The following is an 18,059-nucleotide window of genomic DNA, read 5'->3' as shown; positions in this document are numbered from 1 at the left end:
AGTACCTTTGTTCGAAATATAGAACCCTATTCGATGAAGATAATTAAGCGAAATAAGCAAGTCGAATCTTTCTCTGTTGAGAAGATTAAGAATGCCCTGCGTAGAGCCTTCCGAGCTACCGAAACACGTGTTACCCCTGCCGAGCTTAATGCTCTGTGCGAAAGCATCCTTACGGAGATTGGCTCTCCCGAAGCTGTTGAGGTAGAAATGGTGCAAGACATTGTAGAAACGCGCTTGATGGCTAGTGGCTACTATAAGGTGGCTAAGGCTTATATCCTCTATCGAACGAAGCACAGCGAAGCGCGTGAGGTGATCAATCGCTTCCGCCACTATATTGCCGATGAGGAGGTGATCTCCCTACTCAAAGAGCTGCAAGAGCAATACACGGGGGCTGCTTATGCCTTAGATCTCCTCTATGCCAAGTTTTATGCCTTCTACAAAGAGGGGGCAGAGCCGTTGCAGATGCTTACCAAGGCTGCCGTGGAGCTGATTACCCCCGAGGCTCCCAAATGGGAGTTTATAGCGGCACGCTTTCTAGGGTTAGAGCTGCGTAAGGGCTTAGAAAAGGTGGAAGAGAAGTACCACCTATCGGGCTTTTATGCAAAAATAAAGTTCCTCACAGAAGAGGGGCTTTATGGGCGTTATATCCTAGAGCATTACACCAAAGAGGAGATTGACGAACTGGCCAAAGTAATAGACAATAGCCGTAGCAACCTCTTAACTTATAGTAGTTTACATCTTATTGCCAAGCGATACCTCATCCACTCTAGCGACCATATTATTTTGGAGAGTCCGCAAGAGATGTTTATGGGTATTGCCATGCACCTTGCGATGCCCGAGCGGCATAGAGTGCAATGGGCAACGAAGATTTATGATATTCTCTCCCAACTAAAGGTGACTATGGCAACGCCCACGATGAGCAATGCCCGTAAGCCCCTTAGTCAGCTCTCGAGTTGTTTTATTGATGTGATGCCGGATAACCTTATCGGTATCTATCGTACGATAGACAACTTTGCCCAAGTTTCTAAGTACGGAGGAGGCATGGGTATTTACCTGGGTAAAGTCCGTGCCGTAGGGAGCGATATACGAGGCTTTAAGGGTGTAGCAGGCGGTGTTCTCAAGTGGGTGAAGCTCGCCAATGATACCGCCATTGCGGTGGATCAGTTGGGCGTGCGCCAAGGCTCTGTTGCCCTCTACCTTGATATATGGCATCGAGATATGCCCGAGTTCCTCCAAATTCGTACCAATAATGGGGATGATCGCATGAAGGCACATGATGTATTCCCCGGTGTTTGTATTCCGGATCTCTTTTGGCAGCAGCTGGAAGAAGACCCCAATAGTACGTGGTACATGCTCTGCCCTCACGAGGTGCTTTCGGTCAAGGGGTATGCCCTCGAAGACTATTGGGGCGATGAGTGGACGCGCCGCTACAAGGAGTGCTTGCAAGACAGCCGATTGGCCAAACGCCCCATTGCCATCAAAGATATGCTGCGCCTCATCATCAAGAGCGCAGTGGAGACCGGTACTCCCTTTATATTCAATAGGGATACAGTGAACCGCATGAATCCCAACGGCCATTGCGGTATCGTCTATTGCTCCAACCTCTGTAGCGAGATTGCTCAATCGCAGAGCGAGATCCGCCTCAAGCAGCAAACCGTAGTGTTGGAGGAGGGCGAAGAGGTAGTTATAGAGAAGACTATTGCCGGCGATTTCGTAGTTTGCAACTTGGCGTCTCTCGTATTGGGGAATATTGATACGGAGAGTGCAACCGAGTTGCGAGACACGGTGCATACCATCGTGCGCGCGCTTGACAACGTGATCGATCTCAACTTCTACCCCATCCCCTATGCCGAGATTACCAACTTAAAGATGCGCCCCATCGGGTTGGGTAGTAGCGGCTATCACCATCTACTTGCTAAGCGCGGTATTGCTTGGGAGAGCCAAGAGCACCTCAGCTTTATGGATAAGCTATACGAGCAGATTAATTACTATGCGATAGAGGCTTCGTCTCTCCTCGCTGCCGAGAAGGGGCAATATGCTCGCTTTGCGGGGAGTGATTGGCAAACGGGGCAATACTTTGCAAAGCGCAACTACACGAGCGAACGATGGCAAAAACTTGCTGCACAGGTGGCAGAGTTGGGTATGCGCAACGCCTATCTCATGGCTATTGCTCCCACAAGTTCGACCTCTATCATTGCCGGTACAACGGCTGGTATCGACCCCATTATGAACCGCTTCTTCCTCGAAGAAAAGAAGGGTTCGATTGTGCCTCGTGTGGCTCCGGATCTCTCCGACGAGACCTTCTGGCTCTACAAAACAGCGCATCAGATCGATCAGAAATGGGTGGTGGATGCAGCCGGTATTCGCCAGCGTCACCTCGATCAATCCCAGAGCGTTAATCTCTACATAACCCAAGATATTACCTTTGGGGGCATCCGTGATCTCTACCTCCGTGCGTGGCACGAGGGAGTAAAGACCCTCTACTATATCCGCAGTCTCGCCCTAGAGGTGGAGGCGTGCGAAACCTGTTCGGCTTAACAAATCCTTTCCTCTTACATAAATACACCCCCTCTTATGGATCTCAAAAAGAAGGCTCTCTTTAATGAGAATGGCGATATAGAACTCTCGAAGCGTCGGCTCATCAATGGCAATACGACCAACCTAAACGACTTCAACAACATAAAGTACCCGTGGGTATCGAATTGGTACCGCACGGCAATGAATAACTTCTGGATCCCCGAGGAGATTAACCTCAGTCAGGATGTCAAAGACTATCGTATTTTGAGCAAAGCCGAGAAGACGGCCTACGACAAGATACTCTCGTTTTTGATTTTCCTTGATAGCATCCAGACAGCCAACCTGCCCAATGTGGGCGAATACATTACGGCCAATGAGGTAAACCTTTGCCTTACGATTCAAGCCTTCCAAGAGGCGGTTCACTCGCAGAGTTACAGCTATATGCTCGATACGATCTGTTCGCCCGAGGAGCGTACTTCTATCCTATACCAGTGGCGCGACGATGAGCATCTCTTGCGAAGAAATAAGTTCATTGGGGATATATACAACGACTTCCAGCTCCACAAAACCCCCGATCAATTGGCGCGTACAATGGTCGCAAACTACATCCTCGAAGGGGTCTATTTCTATTCGGGATTTATGTTCTTCTACAACCTCGGTCGCATGGGTAAGATGCCGGGCTCAGTGCAGGAGATTCGCTACATCAACCGCGATGAGAATACCCACCTGTGGCTCTTCCGCTCTATGATACTGGAGCTAAGGCGAGAGCAACCCGAGCTATTCACGCCCGAGCGTGAGGCGGAGTTCCTAGAGATGATTCGGGAGGGTGCTTTGCAGGAGATCGCTTGGGGTAAGTACGTAATTGGCGACGAGATAGAAGGGCTGACCTCGCAAATGGTGAGTGACTATATTATGTATCTAGCGAATTTGCGCAGTGCCAATTTGGGTCTTGGGGTGATATTCCCGGGGCACGAAGAGGAGCCTGCCAGCATGAGTTGGGTATCGCAGTACAGCAATTCGAACCTAATCAAGACTGACTTCTTCGAGGCAAAGCCGAGTGCTTATGCCAAGAGTGCTTCCATAGAAGACGACCTCTAATCTCAGCGGCTACCGCCGGCGAGGCTTTACTTCCCCAAAAGAAGTACCGCCCTCTTGCCGCCTTTGTAGCTCCGAGAGACCCTATATTTCGTTTTTTATAAGTGTGCCTTGGCACACAAAAAGCCCACTAAAGGATTTCCTCTAGTGGGCTATCTTTTATGGATTCTCTTCCTACTTTATATGGCAAAGTAGGGGAGAAAGCGGGAGAAAATTACTTCGCTTGCTCCTCTTTGAGCTTAGCAAAGAACTCATCGCAAGCGCACATCGTGGGCACGAGGTTGCGGTCGCCATAGCCGTTGTCTACGCGGGCTACATTGATCCAGAACTTATTATCCTGCAAGAAGGGGAGGGCAAAAGCGGCCTTCTGGCGCGAATAGCTGTGCTTCCACTCGTCAGCCACAATTTCGTATTGGGGGTGAGGTGCATTCTTGAGTACGTTGTCTTCCTTATCGGCCTTACCTTGGGCGATCTCTTGCGCCTCTTGGTAGATGCAATCCATTACCTCACAGAAGCGGTCGAGTTCGGCCTTGCTTTCGCTCTCGGTGGGCTCTACCATAAGCGTGCCATGTACGGGGAAAGAGAGCGTAGGAGCGTGGTAGCCAAAGTCCATCAGACGCTTAGCGATATCGTTTTCGTCTACTCCGGTTTCTTCTTTTACCTTGCGGCACTCTAGGATGAGCTCATGCCCGACACGACCCGTAGCACCGGTATAGACGATGCCGTAGGTGTCTTTGAAGCGTGATGCCATGTAGTTGGCATTGAGGATCGCCATAGCCGTAGCCTCACGAAGCCCCTCAATACCGAGGAGACGAATGTAGCTGTAGGTAATCACCTGTACCCCTGCGGAGCCGTAGGGGGCTGCGGATACTTGGTTGCTGCCATCGCCAAAGCGAACTACATGCTTGGGGAGATGGGGAGCGAGATGAGCGCGTACACAGATAGGTCCTACACCGGGACCGCCACCACCGTGGGGGATAGCAAAGGTCTTATGTAGGTTGAGGTGGCATACGTCCGCCCCGATGAAGCCGGGATTGGTATAGCCTACTTGGGCATTCATGTTGGCTCCGTCCATATAAACCTGCCCGCCACAGTCGTGGATGCGTTGGCATAGGTCTATAATGTTGGTCTCGAAGATACCATGCGTACTGGGATAGGTAATCATCATGGCTGCGATCTGATCCTTGTGGGCTTCGGTCTGCACCATAAAGTCGTCCCAGTCTACATTACCACGCTCGTCGGTCTTTACAATTACAGTCTTATAGCCGCATTGTACGGCACTTGCAGGGTTGGTTCCGTGAGCAGAAGCCGGTAAAATCACTACGTCACGATGCCCCTGCCCGATGCTTTCGAGGTAGGTACGGATGGTGCGTAGCCCTGTGTACTCGCCACTTGCACCCGAGTTGGGTTGGAGAGACGTAGCGTCGAATCCTGTGATCTTAGCGAGGTACTCGGCAAGATTGTCGAGCATTTCGGTATATCCCTCTACCTGATCTTCGGGAGCGTAGGGGTGGATATTGGCGAAGTAGGGGTTGCTGAGGGCAAAGAGTTCGCTTGCGGCATTGAGCTTCATGGTGCAAGAGCCGAGCGAAATCATAGAGTGTGCGAGCGAAATATCTTTGCGGTCGAGGCGTTTGATATAACGCATTAGCTCCGTTTCTGTGTGGTAGCTGTTGAACACCTCGTGCTGCAAGAAGTCGCTTGTGCGTTGCCACTTCTTATCCACATAGAGGGTATCTTGGGGTACGTTGTCCACTTCGGGCGCCTCTTTGCCGGCAGCCTCTGCAAAAACATATCCGAGCACACCCAAGTCGGAGGGTAGGGTGGTTTCGTCAATACTGATACCTACACAGGTGCAGCAAGCGAAGTAGCGAAGGTTGATGCGGCAGTCGAGAGCAATCTCGCGAAGTCGCTCCATGCTTACCCCCTCGGGTAGCCCAATGATAAGGGTATCGAAGTAGTCTTTGTTGTACTGCTTGTAGCCCAACTTCTCGAGCATTGCAGCCAAATAGCCGGCATAGCTATGGATGCGGCGAGCAATGTTTCTGAGCCCTTCGGCGCCATGATATACGGCATAGAATCCGCTCATCGTGGCAAGGAGTGCCTGTGCTGTACAGATATTTGAGGTTGCCTTCTCGCGTTTGATGTGTTGCTCACGAGTCTGGAGTGCCAAGCGGTACGCGGGGTGCCCGTAAGCATCCTTAGAGATACCAATGATACGTCCGGGGATCTCGCGTTTGTATTCCATACGGCAAGCCAAGTAACCGGCAGAGGGACCGCCGAAGTACATGGGGATACCAAAGCGTTGAGCCGAGCCGAAAACAACGTCAGCACCCCACTCTCCGGGAGGGGTGAGCATCACGAGACTCATAAGGTCGGCAGCCACGGCTACCGTGGAACCATTTGCCTTGGCTTTGGCTACAAAATCTTCGTAGTTGTTGATAGCTCCTACCGAGTCGGGGTATTGTATGATAACTCCGAAGATATCGGGGGTAAACTCGAGGGTTTGGTAGTCTCCCACCACAAGTTTCATCCCTTGGGGTTCTACACGTGTGCGGATTACAGCTTGCGTGGTCTCAAAAACGCGCTTATCTACAAAGATGATATTTGCTCCGGCTTTTACTTGAGCGCGGCTACGTTCGTTGAAAAGCAGCATGGCAGCCTCAGCTCCTGCTGTTGCTTCGTCGAGGAGCGAGCAGTTGGTAAGCGGGAGTGATGTAAGTTCGCTGATAACCGTTTGGAAGTTGAAAAGTGCCTCAAGGCGACCCTGCGAAACCTCGGCCTGATAGGGCGTGTAGGAGGTGTACCAAACGGGGTTCTCGAGCACATTGCGCTGGATAGGAGCCGGAGTAACCGTGTCGTACCACCCCTGACCTATATAAGAAGTGAAGGGTTTGTTCTTAGAGGCAAGCTCGGCAAGATGCTCTGCAAGCTCTCGCTCCGTCATGGCTTCGGGGATATTGATCTGCTCCTTGAGAAAAATATTCTCGGGGTAGACTTGGTGCATGAGTTCGTCTACAGACTTTACGCCAACGGCCGCAAGCATCTCGGGTAAATCCTTGTCGGAAATACCTATGTGCCGCGTAGAAAACTTATTCGTATCCATACTGACTATTATGATTTAGAGTTTTTATTTTCTTGAGGACGAGTCACGGTGTACTCGGTGTTGTGGGGTGGGATATAACCTCTTCTCCATGGCTGCTTTCTAATCTATGGGCTTTATTGAATATAGCTATTCGCCCTCCGCTCAAAACCGATGGTGCTCTGAGGTCCATGCCCCGAGTAGACAATGGTATCGTCGTTAAGGGGCATCAACTGCGTTTTTATGCTATTAATAAGAGTGGTATAGCTCCCTCCCGGTAGATCGGTACGCCCTATGTCTCCTCCGGCAAAGAGTACATCGCCGGCGAATAGGAGGTGTTGTTGGGGTTCGTAAAAGGCTACATGCCCCGGAGTGTGCCCCGGTACGAAAAGGACTTCTAGGTGAGTCTCTCCCAGCTTTAGTCTATCGCCTGTCTCAAAAGGCTGGTAGGGGAGGTCGTGGCGCTCGGGCATGGGAGGCATCCCAAACGCGCGCATTTGCTCCTCAAAGGGGGGCATCTTCTCTATCTCTACACGGTGAGCGCGAGGGGTGAGACCCCACTTTTGGGCAGCAAAGGGAACGCCCCAAACGTGGTCGAAATGCAGGTGAGTGGCGATGAGTAGGGTGGGGGTAGCATTGAGCTCTTCTACCTTAGAAGAGAGTATATTTTCTTCGGCAGGTACCATGCAACCGCAGTCTATAATAGCAGCTTCTCGGGTTGCTTTATCAACCAAGAGGTAGGTATTAACCTGTACGAAATTGAAGCTGAAGGTATGTACTTCTAGAGCCATAATTTATTTGAGAATATCACTGCATGGGGAGGTAAAGCACTCGCTTCTCTCGGAAGTATTCATCGGGGAAGAAGGGGTAGAGATCCTCTACTATTACCCTGTTTTTGTAGGCGGTACACTCTCCTTCTAGGTTCCCACCCTTGAGGGCAATGATGCCATTGGGGAGGGCGTTGTGCCCTTCTCGAGAAAAAAGGTGGCGTGTGAGTTTGACCAGTTCGCCTAAGAGCATGGTAGCACGGGTGACTACAAAGTCGCACTTCTCCCGAAGCTCCTCTATACGGATGTGATGTGTTGTAACATTTTGTAAGCCCAGAGACTCGGCAACAGATTGCGCAACACGTACTTTTTTGCCAATGCTATCTACGAGCGTAAACTGCACTTCGGGGAAAAGTATTGCCAGTGGGATGCCTGGGAATCCTCCTCCCGTACCTACGTCAATTACATGACTCCCTGCCGTAAAATGCAGCATCTTTGTAACCCCGAGGGAGTGCAACACGTGGTGCATATAGAGGTTGTCTATATCCTTGCGCGAGATTACATTGATCTTGCTATTCCAGTCTGTATAAAGCTCCCAAAGAGCCGCAAACTGCTCGCGTTGTTGCTCATTTACTTCCGGAAACTTTTGGTAGAGTAATGCTAATTGCTCCTCGGGTGTCATTTTGCTGAATCTTGAAAGATTACTCAGATATCTACCGCAAATATACGCTATCTCCCGCAATTGAGACGAGTTATATAGGGCAAAGAATTACATATTCGCACCTAGTTAAGAGCCTTTGCAAAAAACTATCTTCTCCTCTCTTTTGGGGAAAGTATTTTTACCCCTTGTGCTAAGGGATTGTAATTTTTCTGTATCCGAGGCTTCGGGATGGCTTGGTCACTAAAGATTTAGTACCTTTGTGGAGAGAGCAGCAGATACTTGAGTTACAGTCCATATGATGGTTGTGGCAGATGGTTACGAGGGCATGGATTGGCGGATCCGAATGCCAGTCTTGTTGTCTAGTCTCTATGGAAAAGATATTTCATACACTAAATAGAAAGCATAATGATTAAAGTAGGTATTAACGGTTTTGGTCGAATCGGTCGTCTTGTATTCAGAGCATCTCTTCTTAGAGACGACATCGAAGTTGTAGCTATTAACGACCTCATTGAGGTAGATTACATGGCGTACATGCTCAAGTACGACTCTGTGCATGGTAAGTTTGAAGGAACTGTAAGTGCAGAAGATGGTATGCTTGTGGTGAATGGTCGCAAGATCCGTGTTACCGCCGAAAAAGAGCCCGCCCTCATCAATTGGGGTGCTGTAGGTGCTGACTATGTGGTTGAGTCTACAGGACGTTTCTTGACCAAGGAGTTGAGCGAAGGGCACATCAAGGCTGGTGCTAAGTACGTGGTAATGTCTGCTCCCTCTAAGGATGATACCCCTATGTTTGTAACGGGTGTAAACCTCGATACTTATAAGAAGGGTACTCAGTTTGTATCTAATGCTTCTTGTACAACAAACTGTCTTGCTCCTCTTGCAAAGGTGCTTAACGATAACTTTGGCATCGAAATGGGGCTTATGACTACGGTACACGCTGCTACTTCTACACAGAAAACAGTAGACGGCCCCAGCAACAAAGACTGGCGCGGTGGTCGCTCTGCATTGGGCAATATCATCCCCTCTTCTACAGGTGCTGCTAAGGCTGTGGGTAAGGTTATCCCCGAGCTTAATGGCAAACTTACCGGGATGTCGTTCCGTGTTCCCACAATGGACGTATCTGTAGTAGACCTCACGGTAAGCCTCAAGAAGGGTGCTACTTATGACGAAATTTGCGCTGCTGTTAAGAAAGCTTCGGAAGGCGAACTCAAGGGTATCCTCGGTTATACGGAAGAAATGGTGGTATCTACCGACTTCACCACAGACCCCCGCACTTCTATCTTTGACGCAAAGGCAGGTATCGCCCTTACCGATAAGTTTGTAAAGGTTGTATCTTGGTACGACAACGAGTGGGGCTACTCTAATAAGGTACTCTGCCTCATCGCACACATGGCTAAGGTAAACGCCTAAGCGAGACAATAGGGTGTAGATGGCTTTGAGGGGCTGAATAGTCGCGGAGCCATAGCACCGGTTTCTCAAGAAAAGCCCGGAGGGATCGTCTGTGGATAGCGCACTCTGTTCTACAGATGCTCATATAGAGGGAGAGGATCCCTCCGGGTCTTTGATTTATATCATTCGGGAGTAGGGGGTGGCAATTGCCGCGAGAGGCGAAGGGTAGAGTTGAGTTGTTTATCTCGCTTTCTTTGGTCTTAGTGCCGCACTCTTTTGAGCCTCCCCATGGTATAATAGAAGGATTTCTAACTCTCTCATTAATAGAAGCGAAGCACGTGTCTTTAGCAGAAAAAATCAAAGCCCTCCAGGAGGAGGTGCGCTCACAGCACGCCAAGAGCCACGAAGAGGTGGAGGCGCTACGCATTAAGTATCTCAGCAAGAAAGGGATTATCCCCTCTCTTTTTGAGGAATTTAAGAGTGTGCCCAATGAAGAAAAACGCACCTTGGGGGCACTTATCAATGAGGTAAAGACGCTGGCCACAGAGCACATCAATGCTTTGCGTGATGCCCTACAAACGGAGGAGACGGCTGAGCATCTTGATCTCTCGCGCTCGGCTTATCCTGCCAGTATCGGGGGGCGTCATCCTTTGACCCTAGTGCGTGAGGAGATCATACAGATTTTCGCAAAACTAGGTTTTAGTATCGCTTTGGGGCCGGAGGTCGAAGACGACTATCATGTTTTCTCCGCCCTCAATTTTGCTCCGGATCACCCTGCGCGCGATATGCAGGATACCTTCTTTGTAGAGCGTAATCCGGATGTTTTATTGCGTACGCACACCTCTTCGGTACAGGTGCGTGTGATGCAAACAACTAAGCCTCCTATACGTGTTATTTGTCCGGGTCGTGTGTATCGCAACGAAGCGATTTCGGCTCGTGCGCATTGTTTCTTCCATCAGATCGAGGGGCTTTATATTGATAAGAACGTCTCGTTTGCCGACCTTCGAGAAGTTCTTTTTTACTTCGCTCGTGAGCTATTTGGCCCCGATACGAAAATCCGTTTGCGCCCGAGTTACTTCCCCTTTACGGAGCCAAGTGCCGAGATGGATATAAGCTGTAATATCTGTGGAGGAGAGGGATGTGCCTTCTGTAAGCACACCGGCTGGGTAGAAATCTTGGGCTGTGGAATGGTCGATCCCAACGTCCTTCGCGAGAGCGGAATAGACCCTGAGGAGTACAGCGGTTACGCTTTTGGTTTGGGAGTGGAGCGTATTACCAACCTCAAGTATCGAGCAAAGGACCTCCGTCTCTTCTCCGAAAACGACAAGCGTTTCCTCACGCAATTCCAAGGAGTGCACTAAAGAAAGAGGGGTGTGGTGGATTAATTATTTGTCACTACTTTCGCAGCAGAAAAAATCGTAAGGACGGAGTAAGCAACTATTCCCACACCTATGGAACAACAAGAAGACAAGCAATTAGTACTTGACAAACGCTATCTCAGGATGGCGCGTATCTGGTCGGAAAACTCATATTGCACCCGCAGAAAGGTGGGTGCTCTTATCGTTAAAGATCAGATGATTATATCTGATGGGTACAACGGTACTCCCTCAGGGTTTGAGAATGTGTGTGAGGATGAGAGCGGCCTTACCAAGCCCTATGTGCTCCACGCTGAGGCAAATGCCATTACCAAGGTAGCCTGCTCGGGTAATAATAGCGATGGCGCCACCATTTACATTACGGCATCTCCCTGTGTAGAATGTGCCAAGCTCATCATCCAAAGCAAGATAAAGCGAGTGGTCTATGGTGAGGAGTATCGGCTTACCGATGGGGTAGACCTCCTGAGGAGAGCAGGCATTGAGGTGGAGTTTGTAGCTCCGGATAAAGAGAGTGTGTGACCCTAGAGAAGATTCTATATAAGGGGATATGAAAAAGAGGTTCTCCTCGTTTACAATCGCGATTGTAGCCCTATTGGGGGTACTTTTTGGGGGGCTGTTGAGTTGGATGGTTGCCACTCGTACCCCATTTTTCCGTTCATCATTTATTAGCACACTCAGCCCCATAGATCAGGTCTTGGAGCTGATTTCTGAGCATTATGTAGACTCGATAGACCTACGAGAGCTGCAGATGCGACTCCTCCCCAAGCTGGTAGAGGAGCTCGACCCACACTCGGCTTATATCCCCAGAGAGGAGAGCGATTTGGAAAACCAGCGACTCAATGGTAGCTTTTGCGGTGTGGGGATTTCTTTTAATACCTTGATTGACACTCCCGTAGTGATTGAAGTTTTGCCCGGAGGTCCCTCCGAGCGAGCCGGATTACAGGCAGGAGATCGCATCCTAAAGGCGGATAATCAGCCTTTAATAGGAAAAAAAATATCCCCCGACTCCGTACGAAGCATTTTGTTGGGCGAAGAGGGGTCTGTCGTTTCTCTCCAGGTCTTGCGCAAGGGGCTGTCTCTAGCGAAGAAGGTAGTACGCGGCGATGTTCCTATTCATAGCGTGGATGTGGGCTATATGCTTGATGATTCCACCGGAGTGATCCGCATCGTTCAGTGGTCGCGCAATACGGTGTCGGAGTTCCTAGATAAGTACACGCAGTTGCGTGATGAAGGGCTACGCAACCTCATTATAGACCTACGAGACAATGCCGGAGGATACCTAGAGCCGGCCATCCGTCTCTCCAACGAATTTCTCAAAGAGGGGCAGCTCATTGTTTACACTGAGGGTAAGGCTTATCCTCGGGAGGAGTACAAAGCGAATGGCAATGGCGTCCTGCAATCGCTCCCCTTAACCATCCTTCTTAACGAATATTCTGCTTCGAGCAGCGAGGTTTTCTCGGGTGCTATGCAGGATCACGACCGCGCGACAATCGTGGGGCGGCGATCTTTTGGTAAAGGCTTGGTACAAACGGCTTTTTACCTCCCCGATAGTTCGCAGCTCCGTCTTACCATAGCTCGCTACCATACTCCCTCGGGGCGTTGCATTCAAAAGAGCTACACTTTGGGAGAAGGGATGGACTATCAACTCGATCTGCAGCGAAGGTTTGAGGCCGGCGAGACCTTCAGCAACCAAATGGATAGCCTAAGGCTGAGCAAGGCTCCGCGCTACAAAACGGATAAGGGACGCGTAGTATATGGAGGTATTGGCATCATGCCCGATCTGTTTATTCCTGCGGATAGTGTAGGGATCAATAGTTACTATTTGCGTTGTGTGGAGAGCGGTACCATGACGGAGTTTGCCTTCCTTTATGCCGATAGCCACCGAGGCACTTTGTCTTCTTTAGGGAGTGCGGATGCCATTGTGGCTTATTTGGACGATAATACTTCCCTAGTAGCCGATTACGCTCGCTTTGCTTCGGAAAAAGGTATTGAGTTGCGCCCGGGTATGCTCTACGAGAGCAAAGATCTGATTCGTCGTGTGCTTTATGCCCAAATCTCCCAGTACATCCTAGGTGTGGAGGCGTTTTATCGAGTCTACTATGCCTCAGACGCAATGCTTGAGGCTGCCCGCAAATCCTTCAAACTATAGTATATTTGTACCACAATCTAGACTAATGCAGGGATCCAAACAAGATATTAGGGCTGCTCTACGTCAGCTTAATAAACTGACGCTGACAGATGCCTACCGAGCCGAGGCAGCGCAAAGCATTGTTCAGGCTTTGCTGGCAACGGAGATGTGGCAGAAGGCGCGTCGTATTGGTCTTTATGAGGCGTTGCCGGACGAGCCCAGCCTGCAGAGTCTTTTGGCGGCACCCGGGGATAAAGAGTTTTTCATCCCTAGAGTAGAGGATGCCGAGACTATCGCTTTCTATTCTTACAATCCGGAAAAACTGCAAGAGGGGGGAGCTTTTGGCATTAAAGAGCCTACTCAGGCTCGGGAAGATGCTGTAGACCCCACGCTCCTCGACCTAATCATCGTGCCGGGAGTGGCCTTTACAGCCCAAGGGGTGCGCCTCGGGCGTGGGAAAGCCTACTACGATCGCTTCCTACAAAAAGCCCCTCAAGCGCAGTTGATAGGAGTTACTTTCCGTTATCGTTTACTACCAAGTCTGCCGAGTGATCCTTGGGATCATCTTATGGACTTAGTCCTCACAAATTGAGTATAATTATTCTACTTTCATCATATGGAAAATCGCACAAGATCTTTTACTTTAGACGCTACGCTGCCCGCTTATCCCTCGTTTGTTGAAGGGATTCGTCGTGCTCCCGACCGTGGCTTCCGCTTGACGCCCGCACAAACACGTGTTGCTTTGCGCAACGCTCTTCGCTACGTGCCTCGTGAGTTGCACGCTCAGTTGGCTCCCGAGTTCCTCGAAGAGCTAAAAACTCGTGGTAAAATCTATGGTTACCGCTTCCGTCCGGAGGGTGACCTTAAAGCTACTTCGATAGACGATTACAAGGGCCGTTGTTTGGAGGGGAAGGCTTTCCAAGTCATGATTCAGAACAACCTTTCTTTCGATGTAGCTCTCTATCCCTATGAATTAGTAACCTATGGTGAGACGGGTCAGGTGTGCCAAAACTGGCTTCAGTACCGTCTCATCATCAAGTATCTAGAGCAACTAACCGAGAACGAAACCCTCGTGATTGAGAGCGGTCACCCTCTAGGTTTGTTTGCTTCTCACCCCAGTGCACCCCGCGTTATCATCACCAACTCAATGATGGTAGGGCTCTACGACAACCTCAAAGATTGGGAGATTGCCGCTCAGATGGGGGTTGCCAACTATGGTCAGATGACAGCAGGAGGTTGGATGTATATTGGCCCGCAAGGGATTGTACATGGTACCTTCAACACGCTGCTTAACGCAGGACGTATGCAGCTTCACATCCCCACAGGGGGCAACTTGGCAGGCAAACTCTTCGTTACCAGCGGTCTCGGTGGTATGAGTGGTGCACAGCCTAAGGCTGCCGATATTGCCGGTGCTGTGAGCATTACCGCAGAGGTGGATTCGAGCCGTATCGATACACGTCACGGACAAGGCTGGGTAAAGCACCGCACCGAATGCCGCGAAGAGGCTTTCCGTATGGCACTGGAGGCTCAAAAGAAGGGCGAGGCTTGCTCTATTGCTTACCATGGTAACGTGGTAGATCTTTTGGACTACGCTATCGAAAAGAACATCCATATCGACCTCCTTTCTGACCAGACAAGCTGCCATGCTGTCTACGAAGGTGGCTACTGCCCCGTAACCCTCTCGTTTGAAGAACGCACTCGCCTTCTCAAAGAAGACCGTGCTAAGTTCGAAGAAGAGGTAGACAAAGGTTTGCATCGTCACTTCGAGGCTGTCAAGGCTCTTGTAGCCCGTGGTACCTACTTCTTTGACTACGGTAATGCCTTTATGAAGAGTTGCTTCGATGCCGGTATTACCGAGATCAGCCGCAATGGCGTAGACGATAAGGACGGCTTCATCTGGCCTAGCTATGTAGAAGACATCATGGGTCCCGAGCTATTCGACTACGGATATGGCCCCTTCCGTTGGGTATGCCTTACCAATAAGCCCGAGGATCTTCGCAAGACGGATGCCGCTGCGATGGAATGCATTAACCCCGATCGTCGTGAGCAAGACCGTGACAATTACATCTGGATCCGCGATGCAGAGAAAAACGAACTCGTGGTAGGTACACAGGCTCGTATCCTCTATCAAGATGCTGCCGGGCGTTTGGCTATTGCTTTGCGCTTCAACGAAATGGTGCGCAATGGCGAGGTAGGCCCCATCATGCTCGGTCGTGACCACCACGACGTGAGCGGTACGGACTCTCCCTTCCGCGAAACCTCCAATATCCGTGATGGTAGTAACGTAATGGCCGATATGGCTGTACAATGCTTTGCCGGTAATGCTGCTCGTGGTATGAGCCTTATTGCTTTGCACAATGGCGGTGGCGTAGGTATCGGTAAGTCTATCAATGGTGGATTTGGTATGGTACTCGATGGTAGTGAGCGTGTAGACAACATCCTCCGCTCAGCTATGACATGGGACGTAATGGGCGGTGTGGCTCGTCGCGCTTGGGCTCGCAATGAGCACGCTATGGAGACGAGTGCTGAATTTAACAAGACGCACGCCGATGGCTACCATATCACTATGCCATTCCTCGCTGATGATGAGCTAATTAATTCTCTTGTTCCCCTTAAGTAAGAGAATCGCTTAGATCAAAATAATCCTTGCACTGTGCGCCATTCTGAGGGAGACTAGTCCCCATTGAAGAGGAAGCGCATAGGTTGCGATAAACACTTCCCCCTAGAGAGTATTAAAAAGCTCTTTAGGGGGATTTCTTTTTGCATTTAGGTGAGAAAGCGATCCTTTTCTTGCTCTACAGATTTTTTGCTGTAGCCCTAGAAAAGTTTTCGTCTTGCCCAAGAAACAAAAAAATATAGGCCTAGAGTTCGCGCGTTTTAGGCCTATTTCGCTCCGCCTTTCACCTGTAGAGCAGCAAAGGGACAGGAGAGTGTATTTCTCGGTTCTTGGAGCAAATGCGCAGACCCCTTTTCCTCACGGATTTTTCTGTTGGATTGACTGCTATCCGGTAACCGTTTTGTATATTTGGGCAGTAGAACACACTGACAAAAAAGAAACATTATGCGTAATACTCGAATTACAGCCTTAGGAATAGTTGTTTTCCTGTTCCTACAAGCTCTATCTAGTTGTCTCCGTATCGGTACCCCTAGATACGACATTGACGAAGATTCCCTCTTCTTTAGTAGAATGCCTCCACGCACCGAGACGGGTGCCAATATCGTTGCCTTTGAATTGGATGGCAAGCCCTATGTCTTTCCCAAAGAGGGAATGCGTAAAAGGTTTTTTTACACTTTCCCTTGGAGGTGCAATATAATGACATATAAAGAGAAGGATTCAACCATGATAAGCCTTAACTGGTGGGCTGATAGAACTAATAAGAGATATTGCGCTACCAAGTCGTTTTTTCAGATCAATCTTTCAGAGGAAAATCTGCATCAAGAATATTTCGAAACGAGGGGAAAACTAGGACTAGGAGGTTGGGGCTGTGAAGGAGACTATGTGCGCTCTGAAGCCAATGGGATCTCTTTTGAAATAACGAGACACGATCGATTTAGAGGAATCATTTGTGGTCGATTCTCCGGAGTCCTGAAAACGAGGAAGGAAGAGGATCCTATCGAAATGAAAAGGATTGAGAATGGATTCTTCGATTTGACTTACGAATAGAGACAGTATCTATCAACAAATACAAATAGAAAATGGTTTATTTGGCCTTAAGGACACAATAACTGAGATATATTAGAGTATACAAACAACTAATGTTATGAATAAGAAAATACTATCAGTTGCTATTTTGCTGCTTTTTGTGATTCAGGCAATTAACGCCCAGGATTTTGCGAAATTAAGATGCAATCTAGATACGCCATTACAAGGACTCGACTTTAGTAAGATCCCCACGGGGATACTTGCCGAGCGAGCCGTGGAGCTACTCCCCTTTGATGCCTATGATGGTGTATTAAGGGATAGTAATTACTCCGACTATTCCTCTCAAGCGATGCTCTATTTGTCTCTTGCCTCGCCTAGCAAAGAAACTGTAGAAATTTCGGTTTGTTTTCTTGTTGGTGTTTTTTTTGTATATCTGTTGCAGAATGATATATTAATTGACAAAAGGAAATATTATGCGTAGTACTCGAATTACAGCCTTAGGGATAGTTGTTTTCCTGTTCCTGCAAGCTCTATCTAGTTGTCTCCGTATCGGTAACCCTAGATACGACATTGACGAAGATTCTCTCTTCTTTAGTAGAATGCCCCCACGCACCGAGACGGGTGCTAATATTGTTGCCTTTGAATTGGATGGCAAGCCCTACGTCTTCCCCAAGGAGGGAATGTGTCAATCAATCTTTCAAGCTCCACCTTGGGTATGTGAATTAAAAGAATATACTGAGAATGGTGTTGTTAAAGGGGTGCTTTATTGGAAAGTGAATAGAAGGAGAAAGAAATATAATGATGTGTCCTGCCGAATGTGGATAACTTTATCAGAAGAAAATCTACATCAAGATTCTTTTATGACAAATGGGCGCATCTCATTGGGAAGTTGGTTTTGTGAGAAAGAGGATATTATCTTTGAGGTGACAAGGCTTAGTCGTTCTAATGGTATTATTTGCGGACGATTTTCCGGAATCCTGAAAAGAGTTCTGGTAAATGGAACTATAGAGTCGAAAAGAATTGAGAATGGATTTTTCGATATTGCCTATACTATAATCAAAGTACCTAATATTATTGTACAGTCATGAATAAAAATTTATTGCTATTTGTTTTGCTCTTTCTCTCTTTGTTCAGTGGTGCAAGAGCTCAAAATCTAAAAGAACTGAGGCATAACCTAGACGCCCCATTACAAGGGCTCGACTTTAGTAAAATTCCTACGGAGATACTTGCCGAGCGAGCCGTGGAGCTCCTCCCCTTTGATGCCTATGATGGAGTATTGAGGGATAGTAATTACTCCGACTATTCCTCTCAAGCGATGCTCTGTTTGTCTCTTGCCATCTTAAGCAAAGAGGTGGCACAATAATCTGTTTTTCTGAGCAATAAGAATCCTTCTATCTCTGG

Annotated in this window: 15 protein-coding genes; 12 read left to right on the top strand and 3 right to left on the bottom strand. The window is 48.9% G+C overall.

All coding sequences use genetic code 11. The features are described from left to right. The first annotated feature begins 33 nt into the window (after positions 1 to 33). Complete coding sequence (locus tag ACTTHR_RS04010; RefSeq protein WP_442605271.1) at positions 34 to 2,538, top strand: ribonucleoside-diphosphate reductase subunit alpha; 2,505 nt, start codon at positions 34 to 36, stop codon at positions 2,536 to 2,538. Between the two features lie 36 nt (positions 2,539 to 2,574). After that, positions 2,575 to 3,615: a ribonucleotide-diphosphate reductase subunit beta gene (locus ACTTHR_RS04005; RefSeq protein ID WP_281677690.1), complete on the top strand. Its 1,041-nt coding sequence runs from the start codon at positions 2,575 to 2,577 to the stop codon at positions 3,613 to 3,615. 211 nt (positions 3,616 to 3,826) lie between these two features. Here ACTTHR_RS04005 and gcvP read toward each other — a convergent pair whose 3' ends face one another. The 3 genes from gcvP to rsmG all read right to left on the bottom strand — a co-directional run bounded on the left by gcvP (position 3,827) and on the right by rsmG (position 8,143). Further along, positions 3,827 to 6,718 carry an aminomethyl-transferring glycine dehydrogenase gene (gene gcvP, locus ACTTHR_RS04000; protein WP_442605270.1) on the bottom strand — a complete coding sequence of 964 codons (2,892 nt, stop codon included), beginning with the start codon at positions 6,716 to 6,718 and terminating at the stop codon, positions 3,827 to 3,829. A gap of 113 nt (positions 6,719 to 6,831) precedes the next feature. After that, a complete protein-coding gene (locus ACTTHR_RS03995) occupies positions 6,832 to 7,485 on the bottom strand; it encodes an MBL fold metallo-hydrolase (RefSeq protein WP_442605269.1) in 654 nt (217 codons plus the stop codon). 16 nt (positions 7,486 to 7,501) lie between these two features. Next, positions 7,502 to 8,143: a 16S rRNA (guanine(527)-N(7))-methyltransferase RsmG gene (rsmG, locus tag ACTTHR_RS03990; protein ID WP_281677697.1), complete on the bottom strand. Its 642-nt coding sequence runs from the start codon at positions 8,141 to 8,143 to the stop codon at positions 7,502 to 7,504. Positions 8,144 to 8,527: 384 nt separating this feature from the next. Here rsmG and gap point away from each other — a divergent pair, with 384 nt between their 5' ends. From gap to ACTTHR_RS03940, 10 genes are all read left to right on the top strand, one after another. Then, positions 8,528 to 9,532 carry a type I glyceraldehyde-3-phosphate dehydrogenase gene (gene gap / locus ACTTHR_RS03985; protein WP_004333057.1) on the top strand — a complete coding sequence of 335 codons (1,005 nt, stop codon included), beginning with the start codon at positions 8,528 to 8,530 and terminating at the stop codon, positions 9,530 to 9,532. 317 nt (positions 9,533 to 9,849) lie between these two features. Continuing rightward, positions 9,850 to 10,872: a phenylalanine--tRNA ligase subunit alpha gene (gene pheS / locus ACTTHR_RS03980; protein ID WP_004333079.1), complete on the top strand. Its 1,023-nt coding sequence runs from the start codon at positions 9,850 to 9,852 to the stop codon at positions 10,870 to 10,872. A gap of 90 nt (positions 10,873 to 10,962) precedes the next feature. After that, a complete protein-coding gene (locus tag ACTTHR_RS03975) occupies positions 10,963 to 11,406 on the top strand; it encodes a dCMP deaminase family protein (RefSeq protein ID WP_276773451.1) in 444 nt (147 codons plus the stop codon). Positions 11,407 to 11,434: 28 nt separating this feature from the next. Further along, positions 11,435 to 13,036: a S41 family peptidase gene (locus tag ACTTHR_RS03970; RefSeq protein ID WP_442605268.1), complete on the top strand. Its 1,602-nt coding sequence runs from the start codon at positions 11,435 to 11,437 to the stop codon at positions 13,034 to 13,036. Positions 13,037 to 13,061: 25 nt separating this feature from the next. Beyond that, positions 13,062 to 13,607 carry a 5-formyltetrahydrofolate cyclo-ligase gene (locus ACTTHR_RS03965; RefSeq protein WP_315561059.1) on the top strand — a complete coding sequence of 182 codons (546 nt, stop codon included), beginning with the start codon at positions 13,062 to 13,064 and terminating at the stop codon, positions 13,605 to 13,607. A gap of 24 nt (positions 13,608 to 13,631) precedes the next feature. Next, on the top strand, positions 13,632 to 15,635 hold the full coding sequence (locus tag ACTTHR_RS03960) for a urocanate hydratase (RefSeq protein WP_040580404.1): 2,004 nt from the start codon (positions 13,632 to 13,634) through the stop codon (positions 15,633 to 15,635). Positions 15,636 to 16,076: 441 nt separating this feature from the next. Further along, entirely contained in the window at positions 16,077 to 16,679 is a 603-nt protein-coding gene (locus tag ACTTHR_RS03955; RefSeq protein ID WP_442605267.1) for a hypothetical protein, read from the top strand. A gap of 97 nt (positions 16,680 to 16,776) precedes the next feature. After that, complete coding sequence (locus tag ACTTHR_RS03950; RefSeq protein ID WP_442605266.1) at positions 16,777 to 17,139, top strand: hypothetical protein; 363 nt, start codon at positions 16,777 to 16,779, stop codon at positions 17,137 to 17,139. Continuing rightward, entirely contained in the window at positions 17,132 to 17,746 is a 615-nt protein-coding gene (locus ACTTHR_RS03945; RefSeq protein WP_442605265.1) for a hypothetical protein, read from the top strand. The genes ACTTHR_RS03950 and ACTTHR_RS03945 overlap by 8 nt, the downstream gene beginning before the upstream one ends. Further along, positions 17,743 to 18,021 (top strand): hypothetical protein, encoded by a 279-nt coding sequence (locus ACTTHR_RS03940; RefSeq protein ID WP_442605264.1) that lies wholly within the window; start codon positions 17,743 to 17,745, stop codon positions 18,019 to 18,021. Before ACTTHR_RS03945 ends, ACTTHR_RS03940 begins: the two co-directional genes overlap by 4 nt. Positions 18,022 to 18,059 lie beyond the last annotated feature (38 nt).

It is taken from the genome of Porphyromonas endodontalis (genome assembly GCF_052173515.1).
GTDB lineage: Bacteria > Bacteroidota > Bacteroidia > Bacteroidales > Porphyromonadaceae > Porphyromonas > Porphyromonas endodontalis_A.
The sequence above is the reverse complement of the archived record's forward strand: the minus strand, read 5'-3'. Positions and strand labels throughout refer to the sequence as shown.

Bases quoted from the DNA above. Each gene is read 5' to 3' on its own strand.
- ACTTHR_RS04010 (WP_442605271.1), top strand. From the start codon at position 34: ATGAAGATAATTAAGCGAAATAAGCAAGTCGAATCTTTCTCTGTTGAG.
- ACTTHR_RS04005 (WP_281677690.1), top strand. From the start codon at position 2,575: ATGGATCTCAAAAAGAAGGCTCTCTTTAATGAGAATGGCGATATAGAA.
- gcvP (WP_442605270.1), bottom strand. From the start codon at position 6,718: ATGGATACGAATAAGTTTTCTACGCGGCACATAGGTATTTCCGACAAG.
- ACTTHR_RS03995 (WP_442605269.1), bottom strand. From the start codon at position 7,485: ATGGCTCTAGAAGTACATACCTTCAGCTTCAATTTCGTACAGGTTAAT.
- rsmG (WP_281677697.1), bottom strand. From the start codon at position 8,143: ATGACACCCGAGGAGCAATTAGCATTACTCTACCAAAAGTTTCCGGAA.
- gap (WP_004333057.1), top strand. From the start codon at position 8,528: ATGATTAAAGTAGGTATTAACGGTTTTGGTCGAATCGGTCGTCTTGTA.
- ACTTHR_RS03975 (WP_276773451.1), top strand. From the start codon at position 10,963: ATGGAACAACAAGAAGACAAGCAATTAGTACTTGACAAACGCTATCTC.
- ACTTHR_RS03970 (WP_442605268.1), top strand. From the start codon at position 11,435: ATGAAAAAGAGGTTCTCCTCGTTTACAATCGCGATTGTAGCCCTATTG.
- ACTTHR_RS03965 (WP_315561059.1), top strand. From the start codon at position 13,062: ATGCAGGGATCCAAACAAGATATTAGGGCTGCTCTACGTCAGCTTAAT.
- ACTTHR_RS03960 (WP_040580404.1), top strand. From the start codon at position 13,632: ATGGAAAATCGCACAAGATCTTTTACTTTAGACGCTACGCTGCCCGCT.
- ACTTHR_RS03955 (WP_442605267.1), top strand. From the start codon at position 16,077: ATGCGTAATACTCGAATTACAGCCTTAGGAATAGTTGTTTTCCTGTTC.
- ACTTHR_RS03950 (WP_442605266.1), top strand. From the start codon at position 16,777: ATGAATAAGAAAATACTATCAGTTGCTATTTTGCTGCTTTTTGTGATT.
- ACTTHR_RS03945 (WP_442605265.1), top strand. From the start codon at position 17,132: ATGCGTAGTACTCGAATTACAGCCTTAGGGATAGTTGTTTTCCTGTTC.
- ACTTHR_RS03940 (WP_442605264.1), top strand. From the start codon at position 17,743: ATGAATAAAAATTTATTGCTATTTGTTTTGCTCTTTCTCTCTTTGTTC.